Below are 15,102 nucleotides of genomic sequence, written 5' to 3'. Positions count from 1 at the left end.
ATATGCTATACTTGGGAGGTTGTCATAATCAAACATAGTAAAAACGAATATGAATCCAATACTCAAAAATATTCTGGCTGTTCTTGAAGACATAGTTCTGGGAAGTATAGTAAACATGGAAATCATTACTTTAAGTTGAAATACTATTAATGATTAACTATACCACAAAACAGAATTTAACTTAAAAAACAACATACCATGAGAACACTAATTGTTTTTCTATTTATACTTTTTACAATAATCCAAAATTCGTTTGCACAAAACAATGCTGGAATAGAGAGAGCTGCTTTAGACTATATCGAAGGTTTTTATGAAGGAGATACCACCAAAATAAAAAGAAGTATTCATCCAGATCTGTCTAAATTTGGATATGGACGTGATAAAAAAACTAAGAAATATAAAAAAGGTAACTCTATGTCATATGATAAAGCAATTGATTTTGCTCGTGAAGTGGCAAATAATCCAAAATGGGCTGCACCGAAGGATGCAGTAAAAAAGATTGAAATTTTGGATGTTCAAGATAAGATTGCCTGCGTAAAATTAACGCTATACTGGGGAATTGACTATTTACTTATGACAAAAAATGATAATAAGTGGATGATTACTAAAGTCTTATGGCAATCTGTAGATTAACAAAAAACACACAATACTAATTTTAAAAAATCAACCACTAATGAGTAACTCAAAGGGATTAGCCTTATGGCACCAATTTGTAGAGAATAGAGATACAACCAAACTAGATGATCTTATTGCTGATAAAGCGGTACTGTATTCTCCCGTCGTATGGACGCCCCTACAAGGAAAGAATATCGTAAGTACGTATCTTATTGCAGCCTGTAAAATTATTGCTACAGAAGATTTTACATATGTGAGAGAAGTTGCCGACCATGAGCATGCAATACTAGAATTTTCTACTGTAATTGATGGTATTTCTGTAGAAGGTGTAGATATGTTACAATTTAATGATCAAGGAAAGTTAACTGAAATCAAGGTGATGGTGCGCCCATTAAAAGCTATGAACATCGTGCATCAAAAAATGGGTGAATTTTTGGCTAAGATGAAATAATGATTATCTTATATTAAAAGAACCATGTTTTCAAAAACACTCTCTTTTATCTATATAATTCTGTTTATATGTTTAGCATGTTCTGATGATGTTGATATTGTCTTTGAATCTGTTGAACCACCAATACCAGAAGAAGTTAAAAACTTCTCTTTTTTGGCATTGGGAGATTCATATACTATTGGCCAGGGTGTAGGAGAAAATGATAGTTGGCCGTTTCAGTTAAAAAATCGAACAGAAACGGAGGATCAGAAAATCGATAAACTTACTATAATCGCAAAAACTGGATGGACTACCAAAAATCTATTAAATGCTATAGAAACAGAAAACCCTCCTAATCATGATTTAGTAACTTTACTTATTGGGGTCAATAATCAATTTCAAGGAATAGATTTCTCAATATTTCAGACAGAATTTGATTTATTACTCGATAAAGCCATAACATTAGCCAATAGTAATAAAAATGTTATTGTAGTTTCTATACCTGATTATGGAGTAACTCCTTTTGGAGCCGATAATAGTGAAATCATAGCTCAAGAACTAGACAATTACAACATATATATACAACAGCGATGTATTGCAAACCAGGTATCTTTTGTAGACATAACCACAATTTCCAGGGAATTAGGGGATTCAGAAATGGCTTTAGCCAATGATAATCTGCATCCTAGCGGTTTTCAATACAGTAAGTGGGTTGAGAAAATTCTTCCTTTAGCAAAAGAAATTTTACAATAATGATTAACCAATTTAGTTACACCACCTCAAAAAGCTTCCCCGGAAGGGGTTTTATAACACCTTTGAGTTCCATATTCAGAAGAATTGAAGCAACTTTAAACGTAGGAATATGACATTGTAATGCGATTACATCTAGTAACTCTTTGCCATTATCATTAAGGAATTTCCAGATTTTCTTTTCTTCTGCATCCAATTCTACGAATAGTTTTTTCTGAACCAAAGGTTGTTTCTTCTCTTCCAACTCCCAATTTAACATATAAATTAAGTCCGCCGCACTGGTAAGCATATGTGCACGCTGAGTTTTGATTAGCGTATTACAACCTTTGCTAAAAGGATCCTGTGCACGACCAGGAACAGCAAATACATCACGATTGTATGAGTTTGCGATTTCCGCAGTAACTAATGAACCTCCCTTATCTGCACTTTCGATTACTACTGTGGCTTCACTAAGTCCTGCAATAATTCGGTTTCGCCCTAAGAAATTCTTGCGATCAAACGTATCTGTACTCCAGAAATCTGTAAAGAAACCTCCATTTTCTTCTACTTGAGCAACATATTTTTTGTGTACTTTTGGGTAAATCTGATTTAACCCATGAGCCAGACAACCAATCGTCTGAAGATTATGTTTAACCGCAGCACGATGTGCTGTGATATCAACTCCATAAGCAAAACCAGAAACAATGACAGGATTTAAAGGAACGATCGTTTCAATTAACTCTTCGCAGAACTGAACCCCATAACTGGTAACTTTTCGTGTTCCCACTATACTAAGGATTCTCTGGTTTTTTAAATCAATATTTCCTGTACTAAATAATACTATTGGACTATCGATACAATGTTTTAGTTTATCAGGATAATCAGCTTGATCATAGATCAAATAATTGATATTGTTCTGCTCGATAAACTTCAGTTCATTTTCTGCAGATTTATGATGATCTGGATTATGGAGTTCTTTGATTTTTATGCTACCAATTCCGTCTATTTTCAACAAATTGGCTGGTTTTTCATTTAAGACACCTTCGGCAGAACCTACTTCGCGTATCAATTTTTTGATTGAACTATCTCCAAGATTAGGAACTTTTTTAAGGGTCAGGAGAGCAATTAATTTTTTGATGGTCATGTAATTGGTTATAAGTCAGCACAAGAAACGAAAAAAATAAAACTGTTAATAAATTAAGAAACGATACTTTAGATAACTCTCTATTTTTTTTACCTTTGAAATACTCAAAACTACTATTAAAATACTGGCATTACAGGGGGAAAATGAATAATACTGCAAAATACATAAGTGATTTATTATATAGATATGAATGTGTGATCGTTCCAGGTTTTGGTGCGTTTTTGACAAGACGTCAACCAGCGACAATCAATGAGTCCACAAATGCATTCTATCCTCCGCAAAAACTGATTTCTTTTAATAGTCAGCTTCAAAACAATGATGGTTTACTGGCTAATTACATTGCTTCTGCAGAAGGAGTTTCGTATACAGATGCTGTAGCTAAAATCCAGCGTTATGTTTTGTCGCTACAAGATAAAATGGCTAAGGGAAAACGAGTTGAGTTAGAAGGTATTGGTGCATTTTATACTTCTGTTGAAAACACACTGCAATTCGAACCTTCACAGGAGGTAAATTACCTTGCTGAAGCTTTTGGATTAAACTCTTTTGTCTCTCCGGTGATTGACAGAGAAGTAAAAAGAGAAGTATACAAAGAAGAGGTTGAAGCACTAGAAGAAGTAACTCCGATTACTTTTACTCCTGAAAAGCGCAGTGAACGCCCTTATCTTCAATATGCTGCAATTGCAGCTGTTTTTATTGGAGTATTTGGAGTATTTGGATTAAAACATATTAGCGATCAAAATATTCAGCATAATCAAAATCTGATTGTAGAAGCTAATAATGAAATCGAAAATAAAATTCAGGAAGCTACTTTTGAGATTTCTAATCCACTACCAGCTATAAATCTTAATTTTATTAAGGAAAATACTTCGGAAGACGAAAACTCTGCAACTGAAGAGATTACTTCTGGAAAATACCATATCGTAGCAGGTGCTTTTAGAATTCCTTCTAACGCTAAAAAGAAGGTAAGCGAACTAAAATCCAAAGGATATAATGCTCGTCTTATTGGTGTAAATAAGTATGGTCTTCATCAAGTAGTGTATGAGAGCTTCTCTGATCGTGTTGAAGCTTTACAAGCTTTGAACAAAATAAAAAGGGAAGAAACTCGTCGTGCCTGGATGCTGATTCAGTAATATAGTTTCAAGTAAATAAGTTTCTAAAAATCTAAGTTGTAAAGATAATTTTACTTCGAAAGCACTTTTTAGACTGAATTCCGCATTAATTATTTTAGAGATTCATCAAACATTCACTTGCTCAAATACTCCATCACTAATTTCCTCATGTACTGATTACCGACTATCTTTGCCGAAATTTTATTTTATGGAAGCCAGAACTCCTTCAGAATCAAGAACTATTCTTACAGATCTTGTCTTAACAGGTGAAACAAATCCTTTAAACAACCTTTTCGGAGGTGAATTATTGGCCCGTATGGATCGCGCAGCAGGAATTGCTGCAGGCAGACACTCCAGAAGAATTGTAGTTACTGCTTCTGTAAATCATGTGGCATTTAGTAAAGCTATCCCATTAGGAAGTGTTGTAACCGTAGAAGCAAAGGTTTCCAGGGCCTTTAAATCATCTATGGAGGTGTTTATTGATGTTTGGATAGAAGACCGCCAGAGTGGTGATAAAACGAAAGCAAACGAAGCTATTTATACTTTTGTGGCGATGAATGAAAATGGGAACCCTGTTCCAGTACCTCCAATAAAACCTGAAACTGAACTAGAAAAAGAGCGTTATGATGCCGCACTACGTCGTAAACAATTAAGTTTAGTACTTGCTGGCAGAATGAAACCTGCAGATGCTACCGAGTTGAAAGCGTTATTTGTTTAGTGGTCAAACCCACCAACACCAGCCGCAAGCCGATCTTTTTTGACTTGAATTTTCTGTAACATCCACTCGGGATACTCAGATGAGTCTTCGGCTTCATAGATTCGAATATTCTGCGTATCGTCAGGTTTCAATAAATCCCATTGTTTGCATTTTAGAATTTTTGCAGCTGTCTCCACCCCAGAATACCCTGCTCCTGCTACTCCATGAGAAAGCACACTAGCTCCACACATATATAAATTTTTGATTTCGGTTTCTGCTTTATAAGCAAAAGGCCCTATCTGTCGGAAGCTTTTCTCAGTTCCATATACACAACCATTAGTAGCGTTTATATAATACTCATTAGTAATCGGCGTGCCTAATTCTTTTTGTACAATTTTTTCACTCACACCGGGTAACGCTTTTTCCAAAGTATTGATCATCTTTTGAGTTAGACGCTCTTTAAACTCTAGATATTCCGCAGAACGAGGATCACTTTCATCTTTAAATTTATTGAAGGATTCGTGATTTATATAAGTGATCGCCTCTATGGTATGATATCTACCATCAAAACCAATCGGGTCTTTCAGCGTAGTACAACTAATAAACATTCCCGGAAATGTATCTCCTTCGGCTACATCCAGGGTGTTCATTTTTACATATAAATCATCCATATCCATATCATCCATCATCCAGATATTACCTGAATCTAATCCAGCCGCTCGAACATCCATATCTACAGTGACAAATAACATTAACGATGTACACGAATACGTTGTTTTAGCAAGGCGTCTTTGCAATTTGGCACTAATGTTTTCTTTTCCGATAAGGTCAAGATACGTTTTACCGGGATCTGCATTAGAAATTACTCTTTTTGCCAAAATCTGTTCTCCGGTATGCAATTCTACACCAATTGCGCTTTTCTTTTTATCGCCTTCTACCAAAATACGTTTTACTCCACAACTTGTCCTTACTTCACCACCATGTTTCTTTACAGCATTAGTCATTGCCTTTACCATAGCTCCACCCCCACCCATAGGGTAATATCCTCCACTGGAGTAATGCCCCATAACCGCTGCGTGCAAAGGAAAACTAGCTTTACCCGGAGGTAATCCGTGATCTCCGAATTGGATATTGAGTACTTTTTGCAGTAACGGATCTTTAATATGCCAATTAATTACCCTTTTAAGACTAAACAAAGCATATTTACCCATATGTTTAGTACGAAACGGAATCGTAATATGATCCCAAAACCCTTTCATCTTAGGAATTAATTGTAATTGATAGGTTACATTTTTGATAAGCGTCAGATACTTTTTCAATCGCTTTTTTTCCTTCGGGAAACGTTCTGAGAGTGCTTCGTGTACATTGTCAAAACCAGCTGGCATATCGATACGCTGCTCACCGATCCAACAATGCTCATATGCTTTAGGATTCATTCTAAAGAAAACCATATCATTAGCAATGCCTAATCCTTCATATAAATCACTGGTAGATTCACCTTTTTCCAAAAGCCCTACATAATGCACCCCGGGTGTAAAACGATATCCATTAAGATAAAAACTATGGCACCATCCACCTGGAACATCGTGCTGCTCTAAAACCAAAACTCGTTGACCTGCACGAGCCAAACAAATTGCTGCAGACAGTCCTCCTGCCCCAGAGCCAATAATTATAGTATCGTATTTTTGATTTGATTCAGTTTCTGGAGAAATTTCTGCGTAGTTTTCGTTTTTCATGCATTTTAGTTTTTCCTTTTTTTTATAATCCAATTTTCAAACAAGTCATTAAAATCTTTTACTCCGTTTGGTTCGAGAAAAACAACTTTATGAATTATTCTTGCAGGTATTTTATCCGTCATAATAGCTAGTGGCCACAATTGACTTAAATAATCAGGCACAATAAATTGCTCCTTATTAATTTTGCCTCTCAAACTGTTCGAATAATAAACTTTGTTATCATTGAGTAGTTTAAATCTTATTTCGGTCTCAAAATTACCATTGTAAGCTACTGACAAAGTTTTTAGCATTCCTTTTGGTTTAAGCTTGTCAAATTCATAACTATTACCGCAGTCAGAACTTTCCCAATATTCAATAGGTAACCAAATTCCATTTTCATCTTTTGCCTCTTGAATTAAAAATAACCTCCAATCTTGAGTAAATATTTGAAGTGAGTCAGTCGTTTTATTCTTAACATAAATTGAATGTTTTCCGTTTTCTTTATTTTCAGCAATCAATATCAACTCCTTTTTTGTCGATTCTTGTTTTTTGAATTTAACGTCTATTTTTTCATTCGTAACAAAATCAATTGCAATTCGGTTTTGATTTATTGCCATTTCCGATTTTTGAGCATTTAAGCTAATAGTCAGAAATAGTATTAAAGTTTCAATTATGTATTTTAATCTTTTCATACTACACAACACAGGAAAAGTACAATCTCCTCTGTTTTCAGGTAAAAATAGGGTTATTTTAGATTAATCCAGCCCCCAATGCAATTGAAATCGTGATTAGCATAATAGCTACAATTGCCTGCAAAAACTGTAAAGTCATTTTTTTCAGTAAAATATTGCCCAGATATGCTCCGGCAATAGCTGAAAGTGTAGCGCAAATCACTAACGTTAGATTTTCACCCAAGCCAGAAGTCGTAATCCTTGTAGCATAGACACTAAGTCTTGTAAAATCCACAAATGTAGATACTACCACCGCTGTACCGATAAAAGCTTCTTTTGATAAACCAGCTTTAATTAAGAATGCGGTTCTTAAAGCTCCTTGATTACCAGAAAGACCACCAAAAAAACCACTCAAAGCCCCACCTAAAGGAAGTTTATCCTTTCCAAACTGCAAGTTCTTAAAATATGGAATCAAATCCATACTAGCAAAGATGATCAGCAATATAGAAATGATAAACTTTACAGGATATACTTCGAAAGTTCTGTCAAAAGCTTCGTAGACAAAAAGTGGTTTTACATCCGGAATGTGCAACAGCAGCCAAGCGCCAGCCATCGCTGCAATCACTGCAGGAATTCCAAAACGTAATAAAACTCCTTTATCAGCATTTTTACCTACTAAAAACAACTTGAATACATTATTAAAGAAGTGTACTAAACCCGTCAGCGCAATAGCAATTTCTACCGGAAAAAAAATCATCAATACCGGAGTCAAAATCGTTCCTAGTCCAAAACCGGAAAAAAAGGTTAGAATTGAAACCAAAAAAGCAACTATGGAGATGATTATGATTTCCATTTTACAACTTTTTCTCTGAAATTTGTATTAACAACGTGTCTTTTAGCTCTTTCAGTTGTTCCGGATAAATTTGACGAATTTCTTCAACATAATCTCTTTGACAATAATATCCGTCATTATAGTTCTGTATCGCTGTTTCTATGGAAATCATCGCCTTATCATGTTCTTCTTTAGAAACTTGTAATAATGCTTTATAATAATGGCTATCTGCAGAAATACCGTTATAATATTGAAGCGCTTTATCAATATAGAATTCGGATTTTTCCATTTCAGAATTCTCATAATATACAATACCTAAGTACAAAAATGCATTGGGTTCTACCCAATCTTCACTAGAGTCTTCAGTAACTTTAGCTATATGCTTATTAAAATAATGAGCAGAACTTTGATAATCTTTTAAACCAAGATACGCAACACCCCGCCAATAATCTACACTATGCCCCTGCGGTGCATCAATAAAATCAGGTGTTAAAGTATCGCTAGCGTCAAAATCTGCTATAGCCTTTTTATAATCTCGATAAAACCATAAATACAAATATCCTCTCCAAGGTTGCCAAATCTTAGGGTTACATTCTACAGCTTTATCAAATCTTGGCTTCCACTCATGTGGCAATCCTCTTTTAAGATATGCTACAGAAAGCTCACGTAAGGCATCACAATTTGTTGAATCCAATTCAATAATCTCATCAAGTAATGTCATGCTCTCAGGGCTTCCTTGTAGCGGTCCGTGATGGTCTTTAACAAATTCTTTTTGGAACAACTCCATTGATTTTTGCTTCCGTTCTAATGAAGAAAGGTCATTATAGCTATTTCCACATGAGCATATCAAAAGAAGCACTGATATGCTAAGGAAGTATTTCTGTAATTGTTCCATTTTCTATTTTGAATAATAAATACATATAATAATTGACGTCAGTATCACTTACTGTTTGCCAATTCTCTTCTTGTAATGATAAACTTACCAGCTGATCTACCAAATTAGAATTTAGGGTAGTAACCCCTAAATCCGAATTCAATTCTGTTATGATTAGATTCCCTGTTTTGCCTTTGCAATTCATATTGAACCTCAAACTTAGATAGCCATTATCTTTATAATTCTGGTCTTTAAAACTTGTTTTGATAGTCTTCTTAAATTCTAACTTACTTTTTCTGTAAATTTTTGGAGCAGCACTACTATAAAACCCATACATCCTTCCACCTTTACAAAGCTGAAAATCGTCAGTTCTTATTGCCTTATCTGATTCAATTTTTCCTATGTAGTGCGGATATTTTTCTTCATTAACAGCATACTTCCCTTTCATATGATAATATCCATACCCTATTAATCCCGCAATAAAAACAATTATTGTTAAGACGATAAAGCCTAAAATTTTAAGCGTTTTTTTCCAATTCATAAGTGGTTTCTAATTTAACTCTATTCTTTCTAACCATTCCAGAGGTTTTATCAATTCTTTATTACTGAACTCCATATGAATCACCCTTCGTTGTTTATGATTTGTTGTTCGGTTCGATGCATGAAAAGTTAGGGGTTTCATTAACATAACCCCTCCTTTTTTGACTTCACAAATGATTTCTTTTTTATTTGACCAATCTATATTTTCCTTTCTTAGAACTCCGTTTTTATTCGATTCAGAAATCACTTTTAGTGCTCCATTATGTTTATCTGTATCATCTAGATGAACTCTTACTGTTACAATATTATTTAATATTTCTAAAGGAGGTTGAACTCCATATTGCCCATTTTTATATGTCCAGTTCGTATAATTATCTACATCTGTTCTTTGATTCACGGAGATACTCAAATCCTGATGATATGCTACGAACCAATTAGATTGCTTTGGTTTATCAAAATAAATTGCTTTGGTTAAAAAACTGTTTGAACCCAATGATTCTTCAACTAATTCAATTAGGTTCTTATTAAAAAGAAGATTTTTTACTTGAGGAATGACATTAAAAAGCTGCCTTATAGCAAAAAGATCGTTGGTTTTTAAAAATGATTTGTTGTCTTGTTCAGCGTTCTGAATTACATTTAGAATATCAGCTATTTCTGAATTATTATATATTGGAGTAAGAACCGAATATCCCTTTTCTTCAAGCTCAATTCTATTATTCTTAAAACTCATTTTAATAATTATTAGAAAATCACATCCTATAAATCCAAGTCTGTGGGTTTAGTTTTTTAGCATTCTTGAAGACCAAAAACTTCATAATTGCCCTACCCGTTTTTGGGTTAGTTCTTACTTCTCCGATTGCCTGTTTGGTAGATACTTTTTGCCCCTCTTTTACCGTAATATTGTCCAAATTATAGTAGGTAGTCATATAATTTCCGTGACGAATGATTACGAGTCTTCCGGCGCCTTTTACTTTTTGTATACCGGTTACTTCACCTTCAAAAATAGCTCTAGCTTTTTCTCCTTTCCTGGTTTCGATTTCTACTCCGCTGCTATTAATTTGTATATTAGGGAGTGTAGGATGCGGTTGACGCCCAAATTTTTTGGTCAATCTTCCTGTTCCTACTGGCCAAGGTAATTTTCCTTTATTAGATGTAAATCCAGCAGCGAGTTTGGTTTCTTCTGGCGTTAACGCAAAAGTCGTTGCAGAACCCTTTTTACTTGCCTTTTTACCAGCTTTTTTATTGGCTTTGGCGATTGCCTCTCTAATTAATTTTTCGATAGCTTTATCCAATGCACTGGCCTGAGCTTCTTTTTGCTTGATCTGCTTGGTATATGTTCCTTGTTTTTTGCGAATGGTAGCCATTAAGGCCTGCTGCTCCATCTTTTCTTCGCGAAGTTTATCTTGTGCCTCACGATTTTCGTCTACCAAAACTTGTTTGCTTTTCTTTTGATCAGATAAATCTGTATTTAGTTTTTGTAATTCTTTTGTTCTGGTTTCTATTCCATCTGCCTGCTCCTTGCGATGTTCATTATATTGTTTCATATACTGAAGTCGCTTATAAGCCTGTGCAAAATCAGCAGAAGACAATAAAAACATAATCCTACTCTGTCGTGACTTACTTTTATAGGATTTAATAATCATTTTGGCATAATCTTCTTTTAGCACTTTTAGCTCTTTTCGATAAGCTTCCATTTTCTTAAAATTAGCATTGATCTCCCGAGTTAATAGATTAGCCTGCTGATTGGTGATTTTAATAAGATTCTGTCTGGTACTGATTTGAGCATTGATCGCCTCTACTTCATCCAATACAGAGCGTTCTTTTAGCTTATTATCTGCTCTTAACTGTTTCATTTGCTCAATCTCCTCTCGAAGTCGCTGACGCTCTTCTTCAAGTTGTTGTTGCTTGGCACTCTGAGAAAAGGAAGGTGTGCTAATCAATAGCAAACCTATTATATATGTGAATTGTAGTATTCTCATTGTATGGTGACCTCCTGATATCCTGATGGTATTTTAAACGGAAAACTTACCCGAGCATTGTAATCAACCGTTCTGTATTCTATATTAATTGTGGTTTTTTTGTTTTCCTGTAATGCTTCAATAAAGATTTCTTTTGGAAAATCCTGATTTCCTACTTTTTGATAACTCTGGTAATTAACCGATAAATTTCTGTTTTCTAAGGGTTGTTTTAACTGCTGCGCAGATATCTTAAAGCTATTGGGGTTGATAAGAAATAATCTTTCGAAAAGTTCTAATTCTTTTTTAGGTTGAAGTTGATAGTTTTGACCAGCAACTGATGATTTGTATTTATCATCCCGAAGATTGAACAAGGCTTGTCCAACAAGTAAATGCTGCACTTTATCATAATCCAATTCAGTTCCTAACCAATCACTCAGTAATTCAAAGTTTCCATCGAAATAAGTGTTATTGATCTTTTCATAGTAGCTTACTTTTTCTGGAGTAATTATAGCTTTTGCAAGAGTAATGCCCAGCAATTTGGCACTTACCCAAATGGTTTTATCCTTTTGCATTCTCAAAGTCACACTTGGACTAAAAGATTGTTTACCATCATCATATCTTACTTTGATTTTTGCGTTAAGCGTTTCAAAATTAAAAGATCTATTGTAGTGGTTAGCGATAATTTTTTCGGCACTCATCTTTTTGATTCCGGATGCTGTAACTGCTTTGGTTCCTTTACAAGAATTAAATAATATCAAGGAAAAACATAATAGATAAAATACTCTGTTCATTAACTGTTATGATTTTTTCTGAAGTTGGTAAGACCTTTCGAAATATTCTGAAGCTTTTGTTTCGTCTCCAAGTTTTAGATAAGCCTCCCCCATCTGCTTATAAAAATCTGCTTCCATTTTCTGATCATCGATTACGTAATCTATACCGGTGGTGAGAATTTCAACAGCTTGATCTGCCTGATTAAGATTAACAAGTGAAACGCCATTAACGAGATAGAAAATAGGTTGAGAGGGAAACATTTCTAATGCTAATTCACTTCCTATTTTGGCCTTTTCGTAACGTTTCAGATCTAATTGTAATAATAAAATTCTTTTTAAAAGCCCAAAATCATTAGCATTGGTTTTGATACCTCTTTCATAATAATTCAGCGCCAGTTCTTTATCATCTTTTTTATAATAAAAATGACCAAGTTCTGTTAAAACTTTGCTGTTATTCTGACCTTCAGAAAACACATTAGTTATCTCTTCTAATTGTGCCTCATACTGAGGGTTATCTTTTACAAATAACAGAAAATCACTAATCACTTTATACTTAGATTCATTATCTAGTTTATTACTGGCCAAAGCAATCTTCATTGACTCCACTGCCTTATCTGTTTTGTTATCGTCCAGATAAAATTTATACAACGCCAAGTGAACCAACTCTGATTTAGGTTGCTTCTTTAGCAAACGCTTTGCTGTATCAAAAGCTTTATTTTTCTGATTGTCCTGACTGTAGAGATAAATCAGGTTTAAATAATTTTGTTCATCATCAGGTTTCTCTTCTATCTTCTTCTCTAATCTAGCTATCTGATTAGTAGGATTAGTAATTTTTAGTGTTATTCTTTTACGTAATTGATCACGATAAGCATCTCTACCTCTTTCTTCTGTTAACTCATCCAACACATTTAGGGCATCATCATATCGTTGTTCTAGAAAATAGAGATTGGCCAATTGTTCTTTGAACATCGTATTGTAATCAACTAGTTTTTCAACTATTTCAATTGATTCCGGATATTTTCGCTCAGCAAAATACACCTCAAACAACAGTTCTAGAATATAGCGATCATCAGGTTTAGCTTCTACCACCTTTTTAAAATTATCTTCTGCTTTTTTGTATTGCTTAAGCTTCAAATAATTTTTACCTAATTCTGAATATAAAATGACAGGTTTAGGATTAATCTCTATACAAGTTTGTAAGGACTCAATCGCCTTATCATAATTAGTGATTGCTTTTTGTTTTAAAGCTTCAAAAAAGTTTTCCTGAAACCTATCAGAAACATTACCCAGATCATCAATATTGATCTGCATCTGAGGTTCTATTTCTTGAGAAAAGGTAGTACTTATACCTATTCCGAAGAATAAAAAACAAAACCCTATATATTTCCAATGTTTAATCATAAACCTCTCACATCATAAATTATTCCATAGTAGAATAGTCTCCAATACTAATAGTAGAATAGTTTCCGTCATACACAACGTGATTTCCCACCATAGCATTGTCTAAGTTAGCATTTTTTATGACAGTTTGTGTTTGAACCAGACTATTTTTAATTGCTGTGTCCTCAATCGTACATCCATCCCCTATAGATACGTTTGGCCCTACAGATGCGTTCTTAATCGTAACCCCTTCTCCAATGTAACAAGGAGGGATAATTGTAGCGTTTTCTTGTATAACAGAATCGCTTACCAATTTTTCGCCATCTTTTTGTAAAAAACCTAGCATTCTAGAATTAGTTTCTACAGTCACATTTTTGTTTCCACAGTCCATCCATTCATCCACCTGTCCGGTAACAAAAACTTTGCCGTCAGCCATCATTCTTTTGATTCCGTCATTAATCTGGTACTCTCCTCCATTGATAATATTATGATCCAAAACATACTGAAGCTCATTTTTAAGTACTCCAACATCCTTAAAATAATAGATTCCTATCACCGCTAAATCCGAAACAAACTCCTGCGGTTTTTCAACCAGCTCTACAATTTCTTTTTTGTCATTTAGTTTAACCACACCATAGGCTTCCGGACGATCCACCTGTTTTACCCATATTGCAGCATCTGCTTCTTTATCTAAATCAAAATTTGCTCTAATCAAAGTATCCGCATAAGCAATTACCGCAGGGCCTGATAAAGATTCCTTTGCAGACATAATTGCATGACCAGTTCCTAACGGTTCATCTTGTCTATAAATAGAAGCTTTAGCCCCAAGACTTTCTGCCAATTCTGTTAAACTAGCTACAACATCATCTCCAAAAAACGCAGGATCGCCTAATATAAAAGCAATTTCTTCTATGGGTTCTCCTAAAACTTTTGCAATATCTGACACTAATCTATGTACAATAGGTTTACCCGCTACCGGAATTAATGGTTTAGGAACTGTTAATGTATGAGGTCTTAATCTAGAACCTCTTCCTGCCATAGGTACAATGATTTTCATATTTGGTTTGTTGTTTTAATATTTTGATTGATTGTTAATACATCCCCCTAGCCCCCTTCCAAGGGGGAAACCGGTTTTGTTTATATATTTTTATTTTATACTCGATTACTTCACCCCAGTACTACCGAATCCTCCTTCTCCTCTAGAGGTTTCTGATAGTTCCTTTACATCCACCCACTCTGCTCTCTCGTGTTTAGCTATTACCAGCTGAGCAACTCTTTCTCCATTTTCTATAGTAAAATCTTGGTTAGAGAGATTTACTAGAATTACACCGATCTCCCCTCTATAATCCGCATCTACAGTTCCTGGCGCATTAAGCACTGTAATTCCTTTTTTGGCTGCCAATCCACTACGCGGACGAACTTGTGCTTCATAACCAACTGGTAATTCTATAAGCAAGCCAGTTTTTACAATTGTTCGCTCTAATGGTTTTAAGGTTACAGCTTCAGTAATATTAGCTCTTAAATCCATTCCCGCAGAGGCAATGGTTTCATAATGTGGTAAATCGTGTGACGACTTATTGATGATTTTTATTTGCATCTTTATATTTTAACTTTTGCATTGCAATGAAGTCTTATTCC

At 34.6% G+C, this 15,102-nt stretch carries 17 protein-coding genes; 5 read left to right on the top strand and 12 right to left on the bottom strand.

Annotated elements, in window-relative coordinates; genetic code table 11:
* Positions 1-198: 198 nt before the first annotated feature.
* From J8M14_RS08760 to J8M14_RS08750, 3 genes are read left to right on the top strand one after another with little or no spacing between them, the layout of a single operon-like run.
* Positions 199-633 (top strand): nuclear transport factor 2 family protein, encoded by a 435-nt coding sequence (locus J8M14_RS08760; RefSeq protein WP_211074209.1) that lies wholly within the window; start codon positions 199-201, stop codon positions 631-633.
* A gap of 40 nt (positions 634-673) precedes the next feature.
* Complete coding sequence (locus tag J8M14_RS08755) at positions 674-1,066, top strand: nuclear transport factor 2 family protein (RefSeq protein ID WP_211074208.1); 393 nt, start codon at positions 674-676, stop codon at positions 1,064-1,066.
* Between the two features lie 24 nt (positions 1,067-1,090).
* Complete coding sequence (locus J8M14_RS08750) at positions 1,091-1,798, top strand: SGNH/GDSL hydrolase family protein (protein WP_211074207.1); 708 nt, start codon at positions 1,091-1,093, stop codon at positions 1,796-1,798.
* 16 nt (positions 1,799-1,814) lie between these two features.
* On the opposite strand, the gene dprA is transcribed toward J8M14_RS08750, so the two are convergent.
* Positions 1,815-2,918 carry a DNA-processing protein DprA gene (gene dprA, locus J8M14_RS08745; protein WP_211074206.1) on the bottom strand — a complete coding sequence of 368 codons (1,104 nt, stop codon included), beginning with the start codon at positions 2,916-2,918 and terminating at the stop codon, positions 1,815-1,817.
* 143 nt (positions 2,919-3,061) lie between these two features.
* Here dprA and J8M14_RS08740 point away from each other — a divergent pair, with 143 nt between their 5' ends.
* Positions 3,062-4,048 carry an SPOR domain-containing protein gene (locus tag J8M14_RS08740; protein ID WP_211074205.1) on the top strand — a complete coding sequence of 329 codons (987 nt, stop codon included), beginning with the start codon at positions 3,062-3,064 and terminating at the stop codon, positions 4,046-4,048.
* A gap of 187 nt (positions 4,049-4,235) precedes the next feature.
* Positions 4,236-4,745, top strand: a complete 510-nt coding sequence (locus tag J8M14_RS08735) for an acyl-CoA thioesterase (RefSeq protein ID WP_211074204.1) — start codon at positions 4,236-4,238, stop codon at positions 4,743-4,745.
* Here the strand turns inward: J8M14_RS08735 and J8M14_RS08730 are convergent.
* The 11 genes from J8M14_RS08730 to dut all read right to left on the bottom strand — a co-directional run bounded on the left by J8M14_RS08730 (position 4,742) and on the right by dut (position 15,061).
* Entirely contained in the window at positions 4,742-6,460 is a 1,719-nt protein-coding gene (locus J8M14_RS08730) for an NAD(P)/FAD-dependent oxidoreductase (RefSeq protein ID WP_211074203.1), read from the bottom strand. The two genes, J8M14_RS08735 and J8M14_RS08730, sit on opposite strands and share 4 nt — an antisense overlap.
* 5 nt (positions 6,461-6,465) lie before the next feature.
* The gene (locus J8M14_RS08725; RefSeq protein ID WP_211074202.1) at positions 6,466-7,056 is read right to left on the bottom strand and encodes a hypothetical protein; all 591 of its coding nucleotides are present in this window, start codon (positions 7,054-7,056) and stop codon (positions 6,466-6,468) included.
* Positions 7,057-7,189: 133 nt separating this feature from the next.
* Positions 7,190-7,963, bottom strand: coding sequence for a sulfite exporter TauE/SafE family protein (locus tag J8M14_RS08720; RefSeq protein ID WP_211074201.1), 774 nt, complete (start codon positions 7,961-7,963; stop codon positions 7,190-7,192).
* A gap of 1 nt (position 7,964) precedes the next feature.
* Entirely contained in the window at positions 7,965-8,837 is an 873-nt protein-coding gene (locus J8M14_RS08715) for a hypothetical protein (protein ID WP_211074200.1), read from the bottom strand.
* Complete coding sequence (locus J8M14_RS08710; RefSeq protein ID WP_211074199.1) at positions 8,809-9,357, bottom strand: hypothetical protein; 549 nt, start codon at positions 9,355-9,357, stop codon at positions 8,809-8,811. The genes J8M14_RS08715 and J8M14_RS08710 overlap by 29 nt, the downstream gene beginning before the upstream one ends.
* A gap of 9 nt (positions 9,358-9,366) precedes the next feature.
* Entirely contained in the window at positions 9,367-10,086 is a 720-nt protein-coding gene (locus J8M14_RS08705; protein WP_211074198.1) for a phytanoyl-CoA dioxygenase family protein, read from the bottom strand.
* Positions 10,087-10,105: 19 nt separating this feature from the next.
* Positions 10,106-11,335, bottom strand: a complete 1,230-nt coding sequence (locus tag J8M14_RS08700) for a peptidoglycan DD-metalloendopeptidase family protein (RefSeq protein ID WP_211074197.1) — start codon at positions 11,333-11,335, stop codon at positions 10,106-10,108.
* Positions 11,332-12,105: a DUF4292 domain-containing protein gene (locus J8M14_RS08695; RefSeq protein ID WP_247672591.1), complete on the bottom strand. Its 774-nt coding sequence runs from the start codon at positions 12,103-12,105 to the stop codon at positions 11,332-11,334. Before J8M14_RS08695 ends, J8M14_RS08700 begins: the two co-directional genes overlap by 4 nt.
* Before the next feature lie 6 nt (positions 12,106-12,111).
* On the bottom strand, positions 12,112-13,395 hold the full coding sequence (locus J8M14_RS08690; RefSeq protein WP_211074196.1) for a tetratricopeptide repeat protein: 1,284 nt from the start codon (positions 13,393-13,395) through the stop codon (positions 12,112-12,114).
* 109 nt (positions 13,396-13,504) lie between these two features.
* Complete coding sequence (locus tag J8M14_RS08685; RefSeq protein WP_211074195.1) at positions 13,505-14,521, bottom strand: sugar phosphate nucleotidyltransferase; 1,017 nt, start codon at positions 14,519-14,521, stop codon at positions 13,505-13,507.
* A gap of 105 nt (positions 14,522-14,626) precedes the next feature.
* Entirely contained in the window at positions 14,627-15,061 is a 435-nt protein-coding gene (gene dut, locus J8M14_RS08680) for a dUTP diphosphatase (RefSeq protein ID WP_211074194.1), read from the bottom strand.
* Positions 15,062-15,102 lie beyond the last annotated feature (41 nt).

Origin of the sequence: Aquimarina sp. MMG016 (assembly GCF_018100805.1) — a bacterium.
Lineage (GTDB): Bacteria > Bacteroidota > Bacteroidia > Flavobacteriales > Flavobacteriaceae > Aquimarina.
Note: the sequence above shows the minus strand (reverse complement) of the source record. Positions and strands in the feature narration are given on the sequence as shown.